This window comes from Candidatus Sneabacter namystus (genome assembly GCF_008189685.1).
In the GTDB taxonomy this organism is placed as follows: Bacteria; Pseudomonadota; Alphaproteobacteria; order Rickettsiales; family Rickettsiaceae; genus Sneabacter; species Sneabacter namystus.
The window spans coordinates 286,838-308,841 of the sequence record NZ_CP043312.1 but is presented as its reverse complement, the minus strand read 5'-3'; the positions used below and the strand labels follow the sequence as shown (position 1 = coordinate 308,841).

Sequence of the window (22,004 nt, the reverse complement as noted above, 5' to 3'; positions counted from 1 at the left end):
TGAAGAAACAATACTCATTTCAGTAAAGAAAAAGTAAATAATACAAAAAATATAATTCCGTACAAAGATATCGTATTATCATTAGAAAAATTCAGAAATAGAAAATGTAATAAGAATGGATGAAATAATAGCTTATACAGACGGAGCTTGTTCTCATAATCCTGGGCCAGGAGGATGGGGGGTTTTTATCTTATTTGGAACAATAGGCAAATTCCTAAAAGGCTCTCACCCTCATACAACAAACAATCAAATGGAAATGATGGCAGCAATAAAGACACTGAGATTGCTAAAAACACCATCTACCATAACAATTTATACAGACAGTCAATATTTGCAGCTTGGTGCCTCACAATGGATTTACAAATGGGAAAAATCTAACTGGAAAACTAGTAACAAGGCTATTATAAAAAATTTAGATATGTGGAAGGAAATTTATGAGTACATAAAAATACATAAAATAACCTGGAAGCTCGTTAAAGCGCATGCAGGCAATGTAGGAAACGAAATAGCAGATTCGCTAGCAACATTGGCAAAACGAATTTAAACCTCCAGATTAGTTACATATTTTCCTGATGACATACATATTATCCCCTTCTTTATTTTTATTATCAATTACAACAGTGGCATTGATAATTGCGTTGTTATACTCGAGAGCTTCTATCAAATCACTTTCTTCGGACACGTCAAAATATCAAGAAAGGATTGAAATTTTGAATACAGAAAAATTAGAAAATCTAGAAAAAATTCAGCATCTTTCCACAACATTACAACTTTATAAAGAGAAATTTTCCTCCGAAGCTGAAGTAAGCAAAGCTTTATTACAATCCACAGAAAATACATTAGCAGAGTTATGCACAAAACTGACAACGAAATTATTAAGCGCACATCAACACGAAACAAAAACTTCTCAAATACAGTATGATCAAAAAATCTCCAAAACGACACAAGAGCTAAAAAATGAAGTCCAAAAACTTCTAGGGCATATCTCAACTCTTGAAAAAGAAGTAGAAAAATCAGGAACCTTTATAGAAGATTTGAAACTTTCCTTATTATCTCCCACATATTCCTGCAATCTAACAGAAATAACATTATTAAACATATTATCATCTTCTGGACTGAATCCTGATATAGATTTCAAAACTCAATATACTCTAAAAGATGCTGATAAAATCTATAGACCAGACGTTGTAATATTTTTGCCAAATAACAATTTTATGATAGTAGACGCAAAAGCCTCAAAGTTACTTAACTTAAATAAACAAGATAATGAAACAGATAATAAAGACGAACTATTGGTTAAATCATTAAATAGACACCTAAAATCATTGTCTGGAAAAGGGTACGACAAAGCATTGCGTAACAATATGACAGACGACAAAATATCTTGCAAAAACGTAATAACGCTAATGTTTTTACACACAGAATCTCTTGTGGAAAGAATAAATTCTTTAGATAACAGCTTTTTACCACGTGCTTGGAATGCAAATATCTTTCCGGTTGGCCCCACCGGACTGATGAATATGTTGTACATAGTAAAACGCCAAATAGCAGAAAATAAACAAATCTTGAGCTATAACGCGATACTGAATGAAGTTAGCACAATGCTCAATTCCATCTCTGATGTAGCTGAACAGGGAAACAAAATAGGAAGTAACATTAGCAATTTATGCAATAATTACGATAGACTATCTTCCATCTTTAACAAAAACTTATCCAAGTCTGTAGAAAGACTCGCACAATTTGGAATACAGTCTAAAAAACCAAGCGCTATAACAAAAACCACGCCAACGCGCTACCTTCCTGTTAATATAAACAATTTGCACAGTTAAAAAGATTTACGAAGCTTGCTGAAGGTCCTTTGTCCAAAATAAAAGCTTATAATACCTGCAAAGATAGCTTGATCGTTCTCAGTCCACAAAAGACCAACTTGCCCTAAGAGGGAAAGATGTGATGCTATTACACTTTGTCGTATCTTCATCCACGCATAGATAATAAAAAAACCGTAAGCAAGTACTGGTCTTACTGTTCCATTCAAAGCATCTATCCACAATATATTTGTTTTGTACGTCTTGTACAAAATATTGTTGCTCGCAATATCACTTTCTATCTCTGCCAAATGAGCAATGGACATATTATTATATTCCATTTGCTTCTCTAAAATTTTCAACTCATGCGCTTTGTCTGACTTTTCGCGAAAAAGTTTTATTATTTCTGGAAAGATAGATCCAAAAAAACCTATAAGAGAAGCAAATAACGTTAACATAAAAATACCTTTATTGTTTAGCAATTATGTATAAGCAGACTACAACAATTGGCTTCTTGCACTAATAGCTTCTAGTTACAAATCTTTCAACTATAAACAATTAGTGCTGATATTTTAGATACTTGATCGCTTGTCACACATTTTAGTACCTTAGCTAGTATATCCATATCACCTTCAACTACACGAACCACATCACCAGATCTAATTCCAAAAAATGCTGGCACCCTAAATTGTATAACAGCATTAGAAGCTTGCCTGGCATCTATAAAATCTTCGATGATGTATGGTACTTTTTGTCTATCAAAGCAAAATGGTAAGAAAATAACATCAAAATGGCCATGCGTATGCAAATATTTATATTCGACATCACGCCTTAATTTTTTTACAGGAATTTTATTTGCAGAAAATGATGGAAATTCATAGTATTGCAAAGCAAAATTACCTGTCAATCCAAGTATAGAAGTTGTATCGGTTTTGATTAATTCACCATCTATCGGTATCAAATCTTCACCTTTGATTACCTTTTTATCTTCACCTATACTATGTAGCCTTCTCACCTCGATAACTCCTTTTTCGTTTATGCAAATAGTAAGAGAGTAAAGCTTACTAACACGATCAAGCAACTGCTCACAAGACAGATTATAATCAAGAACAATGCCAGGCACGATCATCTTTACATCATCATGTATTTCAAAATTCTTCACACCGCAACGTAGAAATAATTCCGCTATAATGTCACCAACGCATACTCCAGACAGTTTACCATTAACCCAATGACCAAGTTTCCAATTTGCACCATCTTTCCATATGGTACTCTTTGGCCAAACTGGATATCTCATATCCCAACACCATAGAAATAAATTTTCTACAAATGGCCTTTTATGCCAAAAATCTAAAGTCGCCCTAATAGCATCTTCTTGTATTGCAAAATCTACAAATTTTTTAGAATGTTGCGGGATATTAGAAGTTTCGCACAACCCACTTATGTCAAAAAAAACGTTTGGCTGATTTGTAGTTTTATCAATAGATGCAAATCCATACTCAGTAAACCATATTTTTTTACTACGAGGCACCCAGGATGTTTTTACCCCCTCTTCATCAAAATGATCATTTTCCCACCAATACTCAATATTTTTCAAAGCATATTTATCGGATTTATACGCATGTCTGACTCCTTTATCATCAACAAAATAGTCAAATTGATTACCACATTGCCATCCTCGTACTATATCTTGATAAGTAATATTACCTTCAACACAATCGGTTAAAGGAAAATAAGCATCAATACCCACTACATCTATATTTTCATCGGACCACAAAGAGTCTAGATGATGCATAGAGCGGTCTAAATGATAGTATTCTGACCAGTCCGCTGCATAAGTAACCACTACATTTCCTTCTTTTTTTCGAGCAGAAAAAATGCTTTTTACTTCCTTCGCTAATTCTTTTAGATTATTCACAGCAGGAAAAATATTTTTACCTGCAACACGATCACGTATTGAAGTTACTTCAACCATCTCGGAACCTATGATAAAAGCATCAATATGCTCAGCACACATCTTGGCGTAATGTATAATAAAATCAAAATAACCTTGTTTTTTGAAAAAATTGTTCACGCTGTCTGTTATGCTGTCTACTTGACTAATGAGCTTTACTTGCCCTCTCCACTTTTTCCCTTCAACATCCATCATAATCATAGGATATAACATCACTTGATATCCTCGTTTTTTTAACTCGATGATATACCGCAATAAACTATCATCATTCATTGTTCCACCGTAACGCAACACGTCTTTATCTACGCCAACTTTTTTACACGTTTTACGATCCCAATTAGCAACTTTCCATTCTATGCTGTAGGATCCGCCATCCAGATCCTCAACACTATTTTCCACTCGAGGTGCAATATTACACTTCGTGATACACATATCATCACCATACCAACACACCACTACAGATACCCATTCAACTCGTTTCAACTCATTTTTTAGATATTGTAAATTTTCTACAGCATACGTAGTTACTTCAGTGGTACGAGAGTCAGACAAAGAATAATTTACAGGCTTTTCTATTTCATAATCTTTACGCAAATCAACACGCATTGTATCGCACACAAACTCTCCAGATCCAGGAATGATATTTATCCCCCTGATTTTTTCTATGCGCTCCTTATGACCATGTGAACCATTTTGCACTAAAAACGAGAAAGTAGATAAACCGTCTTTTAAATGCATAAAATCAGACCTCATAAATACTATATATACCCAAAGACGAATAAAGTTCCTGTATTTTATAAGGTGTGCCCTTTCTTCAAAACTAAGATGCGGAGATTCCTTCAATACATCTTGATCATAAAATAACATGTACTTATAAGTATCAAGAGGGATTGTTTGATGATTTATAAAGAATGATTTTATATCATCTACAGGACCTTCACATATACCTATAACAAACACATGCTCATCTAAATATAAATAAATTCCATCAATTAAACCTATACCCAAAACAAAAGGCATATGAGTAATATAATCTGATGAAGAAGTAACAGAAAATTCAAACTTCTGCTCGAGCTGAGCAAGACATTTTCGATTTTTACTCACGACCAAATTTACTATCTAATTAGAAAGAATAAAGATCGTATAACACATCATTATGTCGGCACTAATACTTTAACAAAATGCTACAATGAAAAACTATCTGATCTATAGAGCCGAAAATGAAAATATTAAAAGGATATTTAAAAAATAAATCTTTACCATATGTAAAAGGGCACTTATACAGACCTATGACCAGCGTTATAAGAGAAGCAATTTTCAATACTATGGAACATAATTCTGAACTGCATTTTTACAACGCAAATATACTTGATTTATTTGCAGGTAGCGGAAGTTTCGCCTTTGAAGCACTGTCAAGAGGAGCAAAACACGCAACATTAATAGACCTCAACGTTAAATGTGTGAAATACGGAAAAATTTTTATAAAGGAAAATTGTATAAATGCATCATTTATTCAGCTAAACGCCTTAGCATTACCTAAAGCAAGATTAGTATATGATATTGTGTTTCTCGATCCTCCATATCATGCTTCAAATGCTATAAAGGCAGCTATAACATCCCTGATTAGAAACAATTGGATAAATGAATCATCTATAATAGTTTGCAAAACAGATCTAAAAGAGCAGAATTACCCATCCTTAAACGAAATTAAATCAACTATACTTAGAAAAACCAAAATCACATTCTATAAATTATGCTAACAAGATACATGTTTCTTAAAATGAATTTTTCAAACGAATCTTGAAAAATATAACCTCATCACTATATGTAACCGGTGAAGTCAGAATGCTCACTTTAACAAATCTGACATATACAAACTTATTAATGTAAAAAAGCGCTCTATGGGAAAAATTATAGGAATTGATTTAGGAACTACCAACTCTTGTGTAGCTGTGCTAGATGGAAGCAGCCCTACAGTATTAGAAAATATTGAAGGAGAACGTACCACACCATCTGTAGTAGCATGCACAGAAAATAAGAAAATGCTTGTTGGGAGTAGTGCAAAGCGTCAGGCTGTCACCAACCCTAAAAATACTATCTATGCTATAAAAAGATTGATTGGTAGAAGATTCGATGATCCAACTATAAAAAAAGATCAAGAATTACTGCCGTACAACATTGTAAAAGCACCAAATGGAGATGCCTGGGTAGAAATAGCAGGAGAAAAAAAATCCCCTTCTGAAATCAGTGCACACATACTGAGAAAAATGAAAGAAACCGCAGAAGCTAAACTACACGAAAAAGTAGATAAAGCTGTAATCACGGTACCTGCTTACTTTAATGATGCTCAAAGACAAGCAACCAAAGATGCAGGAAAAATCGCAGGGTTGGAAGTTTTAAGAATTATTAACGAGCCCACTGCGGCAGCACTATCTTACGGATTTGACAAAACAGGAGCTAAAACAATAGTAGTATACGATCTTGGAGGAGGAACATTTGATGTTTCAGTATTAGAAATAGGAGATGGTGTTTTTGAAGTCAAATCAACAAATGGAGATACATTTTTAGGGGGAGAAGATTTTGATACTAGATTATTAGACTTTGTAATAGACGAATTTAAGACATCATCTGGCATGGATCTTAGAAATGATCAATTAGCCTTACAAAGATTGAAAGAAGCGGTAGAAAAAACAAAAAAAGAATTATCTACCATGCAAGAAACAGAAATCAACTTGCCGTACATAACAGCAGATAATTCAGGCCCAAAACATCTGTACCAAAAAATTACTAGGTCAAAATTAGAATCTTTAGTAGATGATCTGATAGACAAAACTATTACACCTTGTAAAAACGCTCTTAAAGACGCACAAATTACAACCAAAGATGTAGATGAGGTCATACTCGTAGGGGGAATGACAAGAATGCCAAAAATTATACAAAAAGTTAAAGAGTTTTTTGGCAAAGAGCCACATAAAGGGGTTAATCCAGACGAAGTTGTAGCACTTGGTGCGGCTGTACAGGGAGGTATTTTAGGAGGAAATGTAAAAGACCTAGTATTATTAGATGTAACACCTATGTCCCTAGGTATAGAAACTTTAGGAGGAGTGTTTACTAAACTTATAGAAAAAAATACCACAGTACCAACAGAAAAAAGCCAAATATTTTCCACAGCAGAAGATAATCAACCATCTGTCACAATAAGAGTATTTCAAGGAGAAAGAGAACAGGCCTCTTTGAACAAGTTATTAGGAGAATTTAACCTAGAAGGGATTACACCAGCTCCACGAGGAGTACCACAAATAGAAGTAAAATTTGATATAGACTCCAATGGTATAGTACATGTATCTGCTTTGGATAAGGCAACATCTAAACGACAAAGTATAACAATCACCGGAGCAGGAGGTCTAAGCAAAGAAGAGATTGAAAAAATGCTAAAAGATGCAGAATTACATGCAGAGGAAGATAAAAAATATAAAGAAAAAGTTGAAACGCAAAATGAAGCAAATAGTTTAATCCACAGAGCAGAAAAAGAACTTTCTGAACATGGAGATAAAATTCCCGATAATGAAAAGGAAACGATACAAAATGATATAAAGAATTTAAAGGCAGAATTAGAAAAAGGTGATGTAAGCACTATGAAAGATTCTGTAAATAGTTTAAGAAATAACATGATGAAAATCGGTGAGGCGCTTAATAAACATGCGCAATCTCAACAAGAAGAGACAAAACAAGATAATAAGACAGAAGCAGAAGAAAAACCTGAACAGGAAAACAAAGATACGTAGAAAAAGCCCCCAAAAGCCTTTTATGCGCTTGTTATAAATACTATAATTCCATGGATATGAAAACCACATGTGGAATTATAGTATTTTTCCTGGTACAACCTTTATAGTCAATTACCCTCATAATATGTGTTAAATGAAAGACTACTACTCAATATTAGGAGTCTCTAAAACTGCTAGCAAGAAAGACATTACAGAAGCCTACAGAAAGTTAGCAAGAAAACATCATCCAGATGTCTGTAGCGATAAAACCGCAGGCAAGGAGAAAATGAAAGAGATAAATGAAGCCTATGAGATTTTGAAAGATGACACTAAAAGAGCTCAGTACGATAGGTATGGGTCATATCAAGGAGGTGCTACTGGAAATCCAAAAGGAGATTTTGGATTCGGAAGTACAGGTGGTAGCAGCTCGTTTGATTTTGACATATTTGATATGTTTGATGACCTTATGGGCATGGGAAAAACTCCCAACAATAAACCATCTAGAGGAGCTGACATAAAATACAATATGCAGATATCTCTTGAAGATGCTTTTACAGGAATAACAACTGAAGTTTCTTTTTCGTCCTTAGTAAGATGCACAGATTGTAATGCTACGGGTAGCAAATCAAGTAGCATGAAGGAATGCCCACATTGTAGAGGTAAAGGTACAATAACCCTTCAACAGGGTTTTTTGCACATGAAACAGACATGTCCTCACTGTGCAGGACAAGGAACAATAATAAAAGATATGTGCACCTCCTGTTCTGGCAGCGGCAGAAAAAATGGTACATGTACAGTAAGTGTTACCATTCCACGGGGTATACAAGATGGACACCATATTAAATTTTCTAGCAAAGGAGAAGCCGGAATAAGAGGAGCCCCTAATGGAGACTTATTTATAGCAATAAGTATAAAAACTCATCCTATTTTTAAAGTTAAAGGACATGATCTGTACTGCAGGCTACCTGTGCCATTTCCTACAGCGGCCTTAGGAGGAAAAGTCATACTGCCAGGTATAGACAATCATGATATAGAAGTAAAAATACCAAAAGGGACACAAAGTGAGCGAGACATTCTGATAAAAGGGATGGGAATGCCCCATATTAACTCCTCTGTTAGAGGTAATATAATAGCAAAAATTTGTGTAGAGGTACCAAAGAATTTATCTTCTAAAGAACAAAAAATCATAGAACAGCTACAAAATGAACAGTCCGAGAAGGGCGCAGATAAAGAAAGTTTCTTTGAAAAGGTAAAAAATCTTTGGTAGCCTCATGAGTAACAATAATAGATTGTGGCTTAAGATTATGGGCATTGATACAAAGATCTATAAGTATGTAAACAATCTCACTAGTAAAATAAATACACCCCAATTCACAGACACTTTATCGTGTGGCAAAAGTGTGAATTTAATAGATAAAAATGACACTGCCCTTGAATCTTCAGAGAGAAATAATAGAAAGTACATAAAAATATCTGCAAAAAAAAGTGAAGAAAAGTTCACGATAAAGACAAATGTAGTAGATCCTACAAAAGATAAAACGATAAGCAAGGCATATAAAGCCGCAGATGCAGTACATTCTCTAGAGGAGTTATACATAGCGATAAAAGATTTCGAAGACTGTCAACTAAAAAAATTTGCTACAAATACTGTTATTTGTGATGGAGTAATACCGGCAACGGTAATGATTATTGGCGAAGCTCCCGGAACAAATGAAGACGCTCAAGGAATACCTTTTTGCGGAGATAGTGGGAAATTGCTTGATCTTATGCTAAGCACTATTGGTTTGTCTAGAAAATCAAATGTCTATATCACTAACACTGTTTTTTGGAGACCACCTGCAAACAGAAAACCAACAAATATGGAGATAGAATCATGTAAACCTTTCTTAGAAAAACACATAGCATTAATCAAACCAAAACTACTGTTGCTAGCGGGCAGCACGGCAATATCTAGCATACTAGGGTACGATAAAACAATATCAACAATAAGAGGAAAATATTTCAAATATATAAACAAATATTGTAAAGAATCAATAGATACGACAGCAATCTTCCATCCTGCTTATTTGCTAAGGCAACCGGCAAGAAAAAAAGATTCATGGTTTGATCTGTTAAAAATAAAAAATTTTCTCAAATAACTTAATGTAAAATCAATTATGCTTTGTATGGATTATTTGACTTAGAAAAGATAAATTTTACCGGCATTCCCTTTATTGCAAAAGCGGTACTCAGACTGTTATGCAAATATCTTTTATAATTTTCACCTACAGAATGAGGGAAATTACAAAATAGCCTTATAGTTAAAGGGTTAGTTTTTACACATACACCATACTTAAATTTTATTGATTTGCCGTTATATATCCCAGGAAGGTTTTTCTCCACAGCAGAACGAAGCCAATTATTTAACTTACTAGTAGAAATAAAAGATCTAGACTTCTCATATAAATCACAGCACGTTTTTAATAAATGAGCTATTCCCACAGAATTTAAAGCAGAAATGTATAAAACACTTGCTTTAGTAATCTTTGCAACAGTAGGATCAAAATACTTTTTGACCTTATTCAAGTCTCGTTTAACTAAATCTATCTTATTAACAACAACTACAATAGATTTATCGTTTTGCACTGCAATATCAAGAACTCTTATATCTTGCCTGCTTAACTCTTCTTGAGCATCTACTACAAGTACGACAACGTCACTCATAGATATTGCATATACTGTGCTATTAAAAGACAAATAATCTAATTTATCTCTAGATGCTCTTTTTTTTATGCCCGCTGTATCTATTATAGAAAGCGTTTTATCACAAAAATTAATAGATACTTTAATAGCATCTCTTGTAGTACCGGCTTTATTATCTACTGTAACGATTTGTCGCCTCGCCACAGAATTTACAAGCGTAGACTTACCCGTATTGGGCCTTCCTATTACAGATAAAAAAATGTCATTATTATCTATAGTAGAGTCTACCTCATTAGACTCTTTTGCGATATTTAAACAGCCATATAGATCTTCAAAACCATGTTTTTGTACAGAAGAAACATAAATAGGATCTCCAAAACCTAACCCATATAACTCTTCATAATCACAAACACCTTTGTCACTCTTGTTTACTACAAGCACTGTTGTTTTATGCAACGGTCTTATAAAATCTGCAACTTTAAGATCTTTTGGAGTAACACCTTGTGAACCGTCCACAACCATAAATAATACATCGCATTCTTCACAACGTTTTCTTATATAATTGTCTTGGTTATCACATTCCAAAATACCAGGTGTATCAGTCAACAAAAAGTTTAGATCACTTAATAAAGCTAATGCAACATTACAATCCCGTGTGACGCCATGCCTATCAAAAGAAATTGAAGGAAGAGATTTAGTTTTAAACCTTAAAGAATTAAAGAGAGTAGATTTACCAACATTAGTACGTCCAATTAAAATAGCCTTAAGCACACGAAAAAATGAAAATAAAAAAAAGTGAGCCCGCTAGGAATCGAACCTAGGACACTCTGATTAAAAGTCAGATGCTCTACCTCTGAGCTACGGGCCCTTTGCAAATACATAAGTTAAGAGAGACTATATGATAGATAGCAAGGCGTCAAGCGTCATGAAAAACCCCAAACAAAACAACTAAAAAAGGAAATAGTATACTAAAAGTAACATTGATAAATGACTAAGCCAATCTGTTAAATTCGTTACAACAACGCCAGAAGAAGCAGCAGGATCTATTTTAAACATTTTGAACATGATAGGTACAGAAAAACCTAAAATACCAGCTAAAAAAGAACTAATAGCCAAAGATAAACCAAACAGCAAACTAAGCTTTACCTTGCGATACAACAACCAAAGAAAGAGAGAACCAATAGGAGCTAAAGCTATGCTATTAAAAAAAGCAACGCTAAGCTCTTTGCTAATTACTCTACTAAAAAAATATTTCTTCACACTACCTATTGACGCTAAACTTCTTACAGTAATAGTCATCACTTGAGTGCCAGCATTACCAGACATTGAAGCTATAACTGGTAAAATAGCTGAAATAATCACGGTACGCTCTATGGTATCAACAAAACTGCCAACCACTAAAGTGTACCCTACACCTGAAATTACAAGATTCAATATCAACCAAAATAACCTACCTTTCACAATATCAACAAAACCAGCAAATCTATCAAGTTGGTGAACTCCACCAAGATGCATGACGTCTTCTTCTACCTCTTGAGCAACTATCTTTATCATGTCATCAATAGATACCATACCTACAACTTTCCCTAATTTGTTCACGACAGGTATAACATCTAAGCCGTATTGCTTAAAAAGATATGATAGTCTATCCAAATCAGTATTAGTAGTGACTACCTGTATTGCTGTGTCTGCTATCTCAGAAACAGCTTTATTTTTATTAGAAGCACGGATTAAGTTAATTAGACTAACGCTTGCTACAGGCTTATATTTTGCATCTACAACTATCACAGCATACATCCTCTTTTTGAGTTTTTGCTTTACTAAAACATCTAGAGTATCTTTAATAGACGTGTCTGCAAAAACAAACACTGCTCTATCCATCACTCTTCCGACTGTTTTATCTAAATAAGATAATCCTAATGCTATATCTTTTGGCCTCTCTCCACTACAATACCCTATAATTTCTTCTCTCATCTTCGGATCATTAAACCTACTAACTATCTCTATAGCATCAGCAAGATCCAATTTATCCAATAAACTGGCAACCTTATGAGGACCAATTAAATCAAGAAAAATGGTGAAAGTGTGACGATCCAAACACGCTATTGTATCAGGCGAAAGACCGTATACAACAGATCGCAAAAACTCTTCTACTTCATCTTCCTCACATACTTGATCTAACACAGCAGCAATATCTGCATAATGCAAAGTAAGTAAAATTTCCCTTGCCTCGTTATATCTACCGCTTTTTAGTAGAAAAAAAACTCTACGTATAGACTCATCAGCATTGTATTTTTCTATATTCATACATCTAGACCGAAATTTGATATATCTCTTACGTGGTAAGAAACACTATAGAGTAATAACTAAGAAAGCAAGGTATTTTACTACAAATATTAATACCTAATAATAAAAACTAAATTTTTATATTTTTTAGCTCCTCTAGCAATACAGATTGAACTAGCGAAGGACTAGCACGCCCTTTGCTTTCTTTAAAAACTTGAGAAACAAGAAAATTAAATACCTTATGCCTACCGTTATTGTAAGCAACTGCTGTATCGTGTTCTCTAATCAACACGCATTTGACCCATTTGCGTATAAGGTCAACATCAATCACCTGAGCTAAGTTCAGTTTATCAACAACATCTTTGGGATTTCCTCCATGAACAAAAATATGCCCCAGTACTGTTTTTGCAGATTTACTAGATATATATTCCTGTTGTAACAATGATATTACTTCAGCTAAACTAGAAGGGGTAACTTTACTGTTGGATATCTCTATATCAGCTTCATTACACAAGCTGAACAAATAGCTAATTATCCAATTAGATGCTATCTTTGGAGGGGCATTTTGCCTTACAACAGATTCAAAATAATTAGCAACATAGATATCAGAAGACAGTATCTCAGCATCAGTTTCGCAAAGACCGAAATCGCTCATATACCTTTTAGATTTTTCATGCGGCAGCTCTGGAACAGATGCCTTCACGCCTTCTATATAATCCAGTGACAATAACACAGGCGGTAAGTCAGGATCCGGAAAATACTTGTAATCTTGTGAATCTTCTTTATACCTCATAACCTTTGTTTGACATGTATCGGGCAAAAATAACATAGTAGACTGCCTAACTTTTTGCCCTTCTTCAATACAGCGCACCTGTGCCTTTCCTTCATACTCAAGTGCTTTTACTACATGCTTTATAGAATTAAGATTTTTTATCTCACATTTTACTCCAAGAGTTTCATCTCCAACACGTTTCACTGAAACATTTGCATCGCATCTCATCGCTCCTTTTTCCATATCACCACTAGAAGAACCAACGCATCTTAATATACTTCGTAGCTTTTTTAAATATTCTCCAGCTTCAAAAGGAGATCTTATGTCATGGTTAGATACTATCTCCATTAATGCTACACCAGCACGATTTAAATCTATACAAGTATCAAATTCTTCCATATCATGAACGTTCTTTCCAGCATCTTGTTCTAAATGCAGCCTATCTATTGTAATGCGTCGCACATTACCTTTTTGAGATTTAATATCGATCCAGCCATCCCTTCCTATTGGATAATAAAACTGAGAAATTTGGTACCCTCTTGGCAAATCTGGATAAAAATAGTGCTTCCTATCAAAAGACGATACTAAACTTACATTAGCATTAATACCAAAACATGCTCTAACAGCCTTCTCCACACAAACCATATTCAAAACAGGAAGTGTACCAGGAAAAGCAGCATCTATGAGAGATACCTGACTATTAGGCACCGCACCAAACGTTGTACCAGAAGAAGAGAAAAGTTTTGTTTTCGACTCAATTTGAGCATGCACTTCAAGACCAATAACATATTCCCACAGTCCTGATGTTCCTTCTATATACACAACCTTACAACCTTATTTATGTGAACAAACACTGACGTTTCGCTCTATAGAACGTGCCAACTGAATTATTACCTTCTCATCATATTTTTTCCCCATCAACTGCATACCTATAGGTAATTTTCCATCAGGTAAAAGAGGTACAGATATACTAGGTAAACCAGCAAGATTAGCAAACACGGTAAATATATCGTTCTTGTACATATCGGTAGGATTATCTGTAATGTCATCAACGGAAAAAGCAGGGGTAGGAGCTGTAGGAAAAAGAATGGCGTCAACGTTTGTGAAAATCTGTTCAAAAGCTCTGCAAATTATATCACGCATTTTTCGAGCCTTAAGATAATATTTATCCATAAATCCAGCAGATAACAGATAATTTCCTATTAAAATTCTACGTTTTACTTCGTCACCAAAAGCCTCAGATCTACTTTTACTAACCATATCATTAAAAGACTTGTATTCTTTTGTCCTATAACCATAACGTACACCGTCATACATAGCTAAATTCGAAGAAGCTTCCGCAAAAGATACAATAGCATAAACAGCTAATGCCTCTTGGGCATAAGGCAAAGATATATCTTGAAAATGCACACCTTCTTTTTCTAACACTTTCATAGCAACCTGCCAGCCATGAGATACAGATGAATGTAAATCAAATTTCATTAGCTCTCTTGGAATACCAACTCTCAAACCTTTTACGTTTTTATCGACCTCATCTAAAAGATGAGGTACTGGAATATCAGTACTAGTAGCATCTTTTTCATCAAAACCCATGATGCACGAAAGTATAAGAGCAGCGTCCCGTACAGACCTAGCTAACACACCCGCTTGATCTAATGAGCTAGCAAAAGGCATTATCCCCCATCTTGAAACACGCCCATAGCTAGGTTTTAATCCCACTATTCCAGTAAAAGCAGCAGGTTGTCTCACTGAACCACCAGTATCTGTACCTACAGATGCCATAGCCATATTGGCGGCTACAGATACTGCAGAACCACCAGAAGAACCACCAGGTACCAACACATTATCAGAAGACCAGGGGTTGATAACTTTGCCAAAATAACTAGTAACGTTACTAGATCCCATAGCAAATTCATCCATGTTTGCCTTACCTAAACATATAAATCCTGCTTGAGTTAACTTGGTAGTTACAGTGGAATCATAACTCGGCACAAAATGCTCTAACATTTTAGAGCCACAGGTTGTACGAACACCTGACGTGCAAAAATTGTCCTTAATGGACATAGGTATACCATCTAATGCCAACGTTTCTCCTTTCGCGCGTCGTGCATCAGATTCTTGAGCATGCTTTAAAGCTATCTCTTTGGTTTCTGTAATATATGCTGATAAATGTCTATTTCGTTCTATGCTATCCAAATGGCTTTTTGTGAGCTCTGTGGAAGAAAATTTTCCTTTATTTAGCCCATGTAAAGCTTCACTTATAGAAAGCTTACATAAAGAACTCATACCAACCAATACCTTGATAGTTTAAAAAAAATGAACTTTTTGACACAACTTCTACCTTATCCCACATCTATTACTTTTGGGACATGATAATATCCTGTCTTCATAGATTTCTTGCGATCATTATCTGCAAGGTTACAAAACAATTCATTATAAGATGCTCCGTCTACTGCAACATCTTCCCTAAAATGCTGTGTTACATTGGTATCAACGTGCAAAGCATCTTCCGTGTTACACTCTACATTTAAAGTACAATCTATCAAATCTAAAATGTTTGAGATACTTTTATGAACATCATCTAAAGAATCATCATCTATATCAATCTTAGAAAGACGACACAGCTTTTTAACGTCACTAATATTTAAAGACATAATAACCAACTACCTAAATTACAAAAACACTCTACTCTTTTATAAAACATACTTTACAGTCATGACTACAGGCTCTTAACTTCCTAGACATTTTAACAGCACGTGCCTTTGTGTTATATTCACCCATTGATAAATAATACAAATGTTTACCATATCCAACATTGACTTTCTCTATCAAAAAAGAATCATAGCAAAAAAGTAAAGGTTGTTGTGCAACAATATGCCTTTTTAATAACTGAGAATGCTCGTGAGAACGAATACAACTAATACGCACTCTATAGCACCTTTTTGTTAAATTAGTACCTAGATGAGACTGGTTAACACACGTGGAATTGACAATCTTCATTGGAACAAAGTGCCCAGTATAAGTCTCGCTTACATCAGTATCAGTTTCACTACTACAGTTGATTTGTATAGCCACAGGCTTTTCATTGGCATTGGACACCTGTGCATCTTCTATGTGATCAATACCACCACCAGTAAAACATTTGTATAAAGAATACCCACAATTTTCTATATCCTCAGATTGTCGACAATGACTATACATCACTTTATATGGGGTAGCATCTGGCTCTATTACAGGAATCGCATTATCACAAGACTCTTTTTTAGTAGTTGCACAAAACAGCAAAACTACACAAGAAAAGAAAATAAAACAAGAAAATATAACCTTACGCATTATTCAATTACATTTTAATATTCTGGCCTTATCTCTACTCCATTCTCTTTGCTTAATGGCTTCCCTTTTATCATGGGATTTTTTTCCACGCACCAATGCTATTTCAACCTTTACTTTGTTACGATCATTAAAATATATAACACAAGGAATGACTGAATATCCCTTTGTTTTTACTTTACCAAACAGCTTTCTTATTTCCCTTTTGTTAAGCAACAACTTCCTAACACGATAAGGATCAGGAGCAAATGCACTAGAATGACTATAAGAACCTATGTACGCCCCTGTCAAACACGGCTCACCCTTATTAAAAAAAACATACGACTTTTCTATATTAACCTTACCGGATCTTATAGATTTAACTTCCGCACCTTCCAGAATTATACCAGATTCATATTTTTCTTCTATATGGTAGTGATACTTGGCACTTTTATTAATAGCTGCAACCTTTCTCATACTTAGACATTACTAATCTGAACATTTTATCATTATTAAGTCGGATAAATTCTTTAGATTTATTCGACAGCTGACAGAGAGGTTCTCTTACCTCTTCTTTACATATACCTAAAACGGACAAACAATATTTTATAGCAGCAGGATTATTCTCTAGAGTAACTAAATCAAACAAATCAGATAATGCCTCGTTTAATCTATCAGCCTCTTTGATAGCCCCTGTCTGAACAAGATTGTATAAATGTACAACAGCGCGTGGCACCATATTGGAAACAACGCTAACACAACCAGACGCACCTTTAAGTAAAGAATCTAATGTAAGTCTATCTTCTCCACATAAAAAGTTAATCTTATCAGATAATTCACAACCTAGTTTTTGGATAACAGAGGCAGGTTCATTGCCACATTTTATAGCAAGAATTTTAGCATTTTTTGAAAGTTGTGTCAGACACAAATCTGAAAAATCATATCCAACACGCTGCGGTACAGAGTAAAGCATGACAGGAATATCTACGTTATTGCTTATAGTATTAAAATATTCAATTATACCCTTTTCCGATAGTCGTAAATATGGAGGTGGGGCACACATAATACCATCTAAGCCCTTACATTGACTTAGTTGAGCCATAGCAACAGTATCCTTGATATGTAAAGATGTACAAGAAGCAACAATTTTTGCCTTACCTTTGGTAAAATTTACTACAAACTCTAACAAAGAATCGTATTCCTCTTTCGAAAGCAATAACCCCTCTCCGGTAGAACCTGCAATAACAACCCCATTGACTTTAGCTTCTATCTGAGAAACTAAAATTTTTTCCAAAGACAAATAATCTATAGCATCATTACAAAAGGGAGTTACTAAAGCAGTAAATACGCCTTTAAAAAAATTTTCCTGAACCATGAAAAAATTAAATCACATAGAAATTAAATCAACATAGATATGTAAATGTCATAGATCTTCTTTATGAGATCATGTTTTGCATTTAATTCGATATTAATCCCACTACTAGGCAAATAAATGCTAGAAATAGGCTTGATTGCAAGAGAAGTCCCAGTTAAAAATGCTGCTTCATAAGAACCTATTTCTTCTTCCTTTATGTTTAACTGTGTGGCTGATATCTTTTCATTTAGCGCTATCTCTAACACAGTTTGCCTCGTAATACCATTAAGACAGCAGTTAGCATTAGGGGTGAAAATAGCCCCATCTCGTATGAAGAAAATGTTGGAAGTACTTGCCTCGCTAACATATCCAAGACTATCTAGTAAAACAGCATCGTCAAATCCAGATAATACCGCCTCTCTAGCACTTAAAAAAGATACATTATACCCACCAGCACTTTTACATTGATACAATGTGAAGTTTGCATGAGGACGCTGCCAAGAACTTACAGTCAATTTGACTGAAGATTGTACCCCAGAAGGAGTATGCTCCTTAAGAACAATAGCACAACTACACATATCATCATTACTACTATTGACTTTCAAAGAATTGTCAGAACGCCACACAAACGGCCTTACATAGCAATTCTTTTCCATGTAACCATTTCTTTCTATTAAGGAATATGTGGCATCTTTTATCTGTTGCTTTGTAAATGGGATATTCATTAATAATGTAGAAGCTGAAGAAAATAATCTATCTGTATGATCATCTATCTTAAAAACCTTACCATTGTAAGAAATCTCTCCTTCAAAAACACCACTACCATAATGCAAGCTATGATGAAACATACAAGAAATATCAACCTCTTCCTGTCTCATAATTGAACCATTTAACCAAATAAATGGAAGTATCGCACTGCCCATGAATACCATCTTGTAATTGTAAAATTATTTAAGCAAATCAAAGCCGACCTACTTAATACTGTGAAAAAAGATGATATCATAAAATAATACTCTTAAATACAAGAGAAGTTTGCATAGCAGAAAAGCAAAATGTATAATGACCTTCTCTACACTGATTATTAAGTAGATTACTGATAACACACTTGGTTCTGTCAAAACAGTTATGTCCGAAGAAAAAAATCCCCTAAATCACTTAGGAATAATAATGGACGGAAACAGAAGATGGGCGAAAAAAAATGGTCTGTCGATAGAAAAAGGCTACTCTAAAGGAGCAATTGTAGCAGAAACGATATTAGAAGAGGCTTTTAAGAATGGAATTCGTAACGTGTCTATATATCTACTTTCTTCAGAAAATCTCCATAGGCCAACTTCACAAATAAATTTTCTGTTCTCTTTAGTACAGTCATACATTGAAAGAAAAATACAAAAGTCATTGAGGCAAGGGGTAAAAATAAAATTTATAGGAGATTTATGCACATTGCCAAACTCGCTACAAAAAAGTATACAAAAAGCAGAAGATGAAACTAAACTGAATACCAAATTTAATCTGTACGTAGCATTTAATTACGGAGGGCAACAAGAAATATTAAACTGCTTCAAAACAATGTTAAGTAATGCGCACTTAAATAAAGTAAGCTTTGAAACACTATCTTCGCAAATAAGTGTAGACTACTTTAACAAACACTTGTACGCTCCGGAAATGCCTAACCTAGATTTTGTCATCCGTACAGGAGGAGATATGAGAATTAGCAATTTTTTGCTGTGGAAAATTGCATATGCTGAGTTATTTTTTTCTGATATGTTATGGCCGGAATTTACATTGGAGCATTTTCACGCAGCAATGAAGCATTTCTTTTCAAGAGAAAGAACATTTGGAAGATATATAAGTAAAACAATAGCATGCAACAACTAATTTTAAGATCTGTTTCAGCTGCCGTTATCGTGGTAACTATTCTGTCTTTGATATTTTCAAAAATTTTGTATTGCCTATTATTAGCATTTATTTTTACGGGAATGATAACTGAATGGCAAAATATCACAAAAAAAAAGCTTCTTCATTTGGGTGTTGCTACATGCTTATTGCCTACAATTTCTCTTGGCATTTTAAGATTTTATTCACTTCCTTTGTCTATACTGTACTTTGTAACACTGTGGTCAGTAGATACTTCAGCAATGCTGGGAGGTATGTATTTTAAAGGACCAAAACTTGCAGTACGTATAACGCCCAAGAAAACATGGTCAGGTTTTTGCGTAGGAATTGTAACATGTTGCGTAATTTTACTTTACGTATTCAGTTATAATGTTCCTATAGTTAGGATGAATGTAAGAAATTGTGCTATAGCATTATCTATATTTGCCTCTTTTGCTGTGATAGCACAAATAGGAGATTTAGCTATGTCGGCATTTAAAAGAAAGTTTGGAGTAAAAGATAGTGGCGATTTTATACCAGGACATGGAGGATTCTTAGATAGATTTGATAGCTCTATTTTATCTGCACCGTTTGTTCTACTATGCTGCTACATAATTGGGTCTTTTGATTTTCAAACACTTTCTCAATACATAAAAACATGAAAAATACTACCAAGACAAAATTAGCAGTAATAATAACAATTGCTATGTCTTTTTTTCTTATATTTTTTCATCTTATGTATTGTAAAAGAGGATTAGTATCTTATGTGCAATTACACAAAGAAATAGATAAAAATTCTGAGTATTTAGAAATGCTGAAAATGAAACGCATATCTCTAGAGAATAAAATTGAGCTACTGCAAACATCATCCCTAGATTTAGATTTTTTGGAAGAACAAGCAAGGAAAATTCTTGACATGTCCAAAAATGATGAAGTCATTGTCATCCCTAGTAAAACTATCAATGGCAAAGTAAGTAAGAACTTGAAAAATGTACAATGAATTACATAAGACATAAAGGTCATTCAATCCTATTAGTAAAAAATGATATCCCAGAAGATTTGCAAATGACAGGGGATATAGCAATAGATACAGAGGCAATGGGTTTATCTTTTGCACGAGATAGACTATGTGTTGTGCAACTCTGCGATGAAAATAGGCAGATATGCCTCATACAATTTGACAAAGATCAAAACTATGAAGCACCAAATTTAAAGAAACTTTTATGCGATACCAACAGAACGATGATATTCCACTTCGCAAGATTTGATTTAGCAATTATACAGCACTATCTTGGAATAAATATTAAACAAGTTTTCTGCACTAAAATAGCATCTAGAATGGCAAGAACGTACACGGAATCTCATTCACTAAGAGAATTATGTAGAGAATTACTGGGAATACAAATTTCAAAACAGCAACAGACATCTGATTGGGGTAAAGATAATCTTTCAAAAGAACAAATAGCCTATGCTGCAAATGATGTTCTCTATTTGCATGAAATTCGAAAGATATTATCTGAAATGCTGATAAGAGAAAATAGAACTGACCTTACGCACGATATCTTTCAATCTCTAAAATGGAGAATAAAGTTAGATTTGATGGGGTGGCATAATAACGACATCTTTGCTTACTCAGAAAAAAATAAACAAATCTAATCAGAAGAAATTGAGAGAAGAGATTGCTTTTTATCAGACAATGATAAAATATTCGTTAAATAATTAAAGTGCGCTGTATAAACAGCAAATAAGTCTATATCATCCTCTTCAAATGCACGCGCCATGCAACTTAACACATTGATTTTCTCTTCCTTTTTCTCTTTTATAAAAATTTTCAACGAATCTATGTCGTGTATTTTTTCCATTTCCAGATTATCATTTAGCATGTCTTCCAACAAATTACACATACGGCTAGAGCTATAATGTGCCATATCTACACCTTTTAATTGTAATATATGCCGTGCTCTTGAAAATATATCCTTAAGATTACGATACGCAGTATTGACACTTAAGGACATGCTAAGAAAAGCTCTTCTCTCTTGCGCAGTAGTAGCCTTATCTGGATGAAATTGTTCTTGCAGTTTCATGTAACGCTCTTCCAATTCATCATCATCAATACCAAACCTTATAGAAAAACCAAGCACTTCAAAGTAATTCATATCTTTCATACTTAAACACCCTACCAAACGTCCATCAAACACACACCATT

Annotated in this window: 22 protein-coding genes and 1 tRNA gene; 10 read left to right on the top strand and 13 right to left on the bottom strand. The window is 34.2% G+C overall.

Translation table 11 applies throughout. The features are described 5' to 3' along the window. Positions 1-115: 115 nt before the first annotated feature. Positions 116-544, top strand: coding sequence for a ribonuclease HI (gene rnhA / locus FZC37_RS01385; RefSeq protein WP_148951948.1), 429 nt, complete (start codon positions 116-118; stop codon positions 542-544). Positions 545-572: 28 nt separating this feature from the next. After that, positions 573-1,829: a DNA recombination protein RmuC gene (rmuC, locus tag FZC37_RS01380; RefSeq protein ID WP_148951947.1), complete on the top strand. Its 1,257-nt coding sequence runs from the start codon at positions 573-575 to the stop codon at positions 1,827-1,829. On the opposite strand, the gene FZC37_RS01375 is transcribed toward rmuC, so the two are convergent. Both FZC37_RS01375 and FZC37_RS01370 read right to left on the bottom strand, forming a co-directional pair. Beyond that, entirely contained in the window at positions 1,826-2,263 is a 438-nt protein-coding gene (locus tag FZC37_RS01375) for a hypothetical protein (protein WP_148951946.1), read from the bottom strand. The two genes, rmuC and FZC37_RS01375, sit on opposite strands and share 4 nt — an antisense overlap. Before the next feature lie 86 nt (positions 2,264-2,349). Next, positions 2,350-4,863: a baseplate megatron protein TIM-barrel domain-containing protein gene (locus tag FZC37_RS01370; RefSeq protein WP_148951945.1), complete on the bottom strand. Its 2,514-nt coding sequence runs from the start codon at positions 4,861-4,863 to the stop codon at positions 2,350-2,352. Between the two features lie 116 nt (positions 4,864-4,979). Here FZC37_RS01370 and FZC37_RS01365 point away from each other — a divergent pair, with 116 nt between their 5' ends. The 4 genes from FZC37_RS01365 (at position 4,980) to FZC37_RS01350 (ending at position 9,661) form a co-directional block, all read left to right on the top strand. Next, complete coding sequence (locus FZC37_RS01365; protein WP_148951944.1) at positions 4,980-5,519, top strand: RsmD family RNA methyltransferase; 540 nt, start codon at positions 4,980-4,982, stop codon at positions 5,517-5,519. Positions 5,520-5,660: 141 nt separating this feature from the next. Next, entirely contained in the window at positions 5,661-7,544 is a 1,884-nt protein-coding gene (gene dnaK / locus FZC37_RS01360; protein WP_148951943.1) for a molecular chaperone DnaK, read from the top strand. A 133-nt stretch (positions 7,545-7,677) separates the two neighbouring features. Further along, the gene (dnaJ, locus tag FZC37_RS01355; RefSeq protein ID WP_148951942.1) at positions 7,678-8,790 is read left to right on the top strand and encodes a molecular chaperone DnaJ; all 1,113 of its coding nucleotides are present in this window, start codon (positions 7,678-7,680) and stop codon (positions 8,788-8,790) included. Between the two features lie 4 nt (positions 8,791-8,794). After that, positions 8,795-9,661 (top strand): uracil-DNA glycosylase, encoded by an 867-nt coding sequence (locus tag FZC37_RS01350; protein ID WP_246120986.1) that lies wholly within the window; start codon positions 8,795-8,797, stop codon positions 9,659-9,661. Between the two features lie 16 nt (positions 9,662-9,677). Here FZC37_RS01350 and der read toward each other — a convergent pair whose 3' ends face one another. From der to FZC37_RS01300, 10 genes are all read right to left on the bottom strand, one after another. Continuing rightward, positions 9,678-10,976 carry a ribosome biogenesis GTPase Der gene (gene der, locus FZC37_RS01345; protein WP_148951941.1) on the bottom strand — a complete coding sequence of 433 codons (1,299 nt, stop codon included), beginning with the start codon at positions 10,974-10,976 and terminating at the stop codon, positions 9,678-9,680. A 25-nt stretch (positions 10,977-11,001) separates the two neighbouring features. Next, positions 11,002-11,073, bottom strand: a tRNA-Lys gene (locus FZC37_RS01340). Between the two features lie 80 nt (positions 11,074-11,153). Continuing rightward, the gene (locus FZC37_RS01335) at positions 11,154-12,512 is read right to left on the bottom strand and encodes a magnesium transporter (protein WP_148951940.1); all 1,359 of its coding nucleotides are present in this window, start codon (positions 12,510-12,512) and stop codon (positions 11,154-11,156) included. Positions 12,513-12,621: 109 nt separating this feature from the next. Continuing rightward, complete coding sequence (gene gatB, locus FZC37_RS01330; RefSeq protein WP_148951939.1) at positions 12,622-14,085, bottom strand: Asp-tRNA(Asn)/Glu-tRNA(Gln) amidotransferase subunit GatB; 1,464 nt, start codon at positions 14,083-14,085, stop codon at positions 12,622-12,624. 12 nt (positions 14,086-14,097) lie between these two features. Further along, complete coding sequence (gatA, locus tag FZC37_RS01325) at positions 14,098-15,549, bottom strand: Asp-tRNA(Asn)/Glu-tRNA(Gln) amidotransferase subunit GatA (RefSeq protein ID WP_148951938.1); 1,452 nt, start codon at positions 15,547-15,549, stop codon at positions 14,098-14,100. Positions 15,550-15,605: 56 nt separating this feature from the next. Continuing rightward, a complete protein-coding gene (locus FZC37_RS01320) occupies positions 15,606-15,917 on the bottom strand; it encodes an Asp-tRNA(Asn)/Glu-tRNA(Gln) amidotransferase subunit GatC (RefSeq protein ID WP_148951937.1) in 312 nt (103 codons plus the stop codon). Between the two features lie 31 nt (positions 15,918-15,948). Further along, positions 15,949-16,596 carry a hypothetical protein gene (locus FZC37_RS01315; RefSeq protein ID WP_148951936.1) on the bottom strand — a complete coding sequence of 216 codons (648 nt, stop codon included), beginning with the start codon at positions 16,594-16,596 and terminating at the stop codon, positions 15,949-15,951. Positions 16,597-16,599: 3 nt separating this feature from the next. Continuing rightward, entirely contained in the window at positions 16,600-17,049 is a 450-nt protein-coding gene (gene smpB, locus FZC37_RS01310) for an SsrA-binding protein SmpB (protein ID WP_148951935.1), read from the bottom strand. Then, entirely contained in the window at positions 17,027-17,947 is a 921-nt protein-coding gene (gene dapA / locus FZC37_RS01305; RefSeq protein WP_148951934.1) for a 4-hydroxy-tetrahydrodipicolinate synthase, read from the bottom strand. Before dapA ends, smpB begins: the two co-directional genes overlap by 23 nt. Positions 17,948-17,970: 23 nt before the next feature. Beyond that, positions 17,971-18,804, bottom strand: a complete 834-nt coding sequence (locus FZC37_RS01300; RefSeq protein WP_172619328.1) for an aminotransferase class IV — start codon at positions 18,802-18,804, stop codon at positions 17,971-17,973. 247 nt (positions 18,805-19,051) lie between these two features. On the opposite strand from FZC37_RS01300, the gene uppS reads away from it, so the two are divergent. From uppS to FZC37_RS01280, 4 genes are read left to right on the top strand one after another with little or no spacing between them, the layout of a single operon-like run. Continuing rightward, entirely contained in the window at positions 19,052-19,801 is a 750-nt protein-coding gene (gene uppS / locus FZC37_RS01295; protein ID WP_148951932.1) for a polyprenyl diphosphate synthase, read from the top strand. Continuing rightward, positions 19,789-20,460 (top strand): phosphatidate cytidylyltransferase, encoded by a 672-nt coding sequence (locus FZC37_RS01290; RefSeq protein WP_148951931.1) that lies wholly within the window; start codon positions 19,789-19,791, stop codon positions 20,458-20,460. Before uppS ends, FZC37_RS01290 begins: the two co-directional genes overlap by 13 nt. Further along, the gene (locus tag FZC37_RS01285; RefSeq protein ID WP_148951930.1) at positions 20,457-20,798 is read left to right on the top strand and encodes an FtsB family cell division protein; all 342 of its coding nucleotides are present in this window, start codon (positions 20,457-20,459) and stop codon (positions 20,796-20,798) included. Before FZC37_RS01290 ends, FZC37_RS01285 begins: the two co-directional genes overlap by 4 nt. Next, entirely contained in the window at positions 20,795-21,454 is a 660-nt protein-coding gene (locus FZC37_RS01280) for a ribonuclease D (RefSeq protein ID WP_148951929.1), read from the top strand. The genes FZC37_RS01285 and FZC37_RS01280 overlap by 4 nt, the downstream gene beginning before the upstream one ends. On the opposite strand, the gene hscB is transcribed toward FZC37_RS01280, so the two are convergent. Beyond that, the gene (hscB, locus tag FZC37_RS01275) at positions 21,451-21,963 is read right to left on the bottom strand and encodes a Fe-S protein assembly co-chaperone HscB (protein WP_148951928.1); all 513 of its coding nucleotides are present in this window, start codon (positions 21,961-21,963) and stop codon (positions 21,451-21,453) included. The two genes, FZC37_RS01280 and hscB, sit on opposite strands and share 4 nt — an antisense overlap. Between the last annotated feature and the right edge of the window lie 41 nt (positions 21,964-22,004).

Coding starts and splice junctions, on each gene's coding strand:
- gatA (WP_148951938.1), bottom strand. CDS start 15,549: ATGAGTTCTTTATGTAAGCTTTCTATAAGTGAAGCTTTACATGGGCTA.
- smpB (WP_148951935.1), bottom strand. CDS start 17,049: ATGAGAAAGGTTGCAGCTATTAATAAAAGTGCCAAGTATCACTACCAT.
- dapA (WP_148951934.1), bottom strand. CDS start 17,947: ATGGTTCAGGAAAATTTTTTTAAAGGCGTATTTACTGCTTTAGTAACT.
- FZC37_RS01300 (WP_172619328.1), bottom strand. CDS start 18,804: ATGAGACAGGAAGAGGTTGATATTTCTTGTATGTTTCATCATAGCTTG.
- dnaJ (WP_148951942.1), top strand. CDS start 7,678: ATGAAAGACTACTACTCAATATTAGGAGTCTCTAAAACTGCTAGCAAG.
- FZC37_RS01315 (WP_148951936.1), bottom strand. CDS start 16,596: ATGCGTAAGGTTATATTTTCTTGTTTTATTTTCTTTTCTTGTGTAGTT.
- FZC37_RS01280 (WP_148951929.1), top strand. CDS start 20,795: ATGAATTACATAAGACATAAAGGTCATTCAATCCTATTAGTAAAAAAT.
- hscB (WP_148951928.1), bottom strand. CDS start 21,963: ATGAAAGATATGAATTACTTTGAAGTGCTTGGTTTTTCTATAAGGTTT.
- FZC37_RS01335 (WP_148951940.1), bottom strand. CDS start 12,512: ATGAATATAGAAAAATACAATGCTGATGAGTCTATACGTAGAGTTTTT.
- FZC37_RS01285 (WP_148951930.1), top strand. CDS start 20,457: ATGAAAAATACTACCAAGACAAAATTAGCAGTAATAATAACAATTGCT.
- FZC37_RS01320 (WP_148951937.1), bottom strand. CDS start 15,917: ATGTCTTTAAATATTAGTGACGTTAAAAAGCTGTGTCGTCTTTCTAAG.
- FZC37_RS01290 (WP_148951931.1), top strand. CDS start 19,789: ATGCAACAACTAATTTTAAGATCTGTTTCAGCTGCCGTTATCGTGGTA.
- FZC37_RS01350 (WP_246120986.1), top strand. CDS start 8,795: ATGAGTAACAATAATAGATTGTGGCTTAAGATTATGGGCATTGATACA.
- FZC37_RS01375 (WP_148951946.1), bottom strand. CDS start 2,263: ATGTTAACGTTATTTGCTTCTCTTATAGGTTTTTTTGGATCTATCTTT.
- rmuC (WP_148951947.1), top strand. CDS start 573: ATGACATACATATTATCCCCTTCTTTATTTTTATTATCAATTACAACA.
- uppS (WP_148951932.1), top strand. CDS start 19,052: ATGTCCGAAGAAAAAAATCCCCTAAATCACTTAGGAATAATAATGGAC.
- dnaK (WP_148951943.1), top strand. CDS start 5,661: ATGGGAAAAATTATAGGAATTGATTTAGGAACTACCAACTCTTGTGTA.
- rnhA (WP_148951948.1), top strand. CDS start 116: ATGGATGAAATAATAGCTTATACAGACGGAGCTTGTTCTCATAATCCT.
- FZC37_RS01365 (WP_148951944.1), top strand. CDS start 4,980: ATGAAAATATTAAAAGGATATTTAAAAAATAAATCTTTACCATATGTA.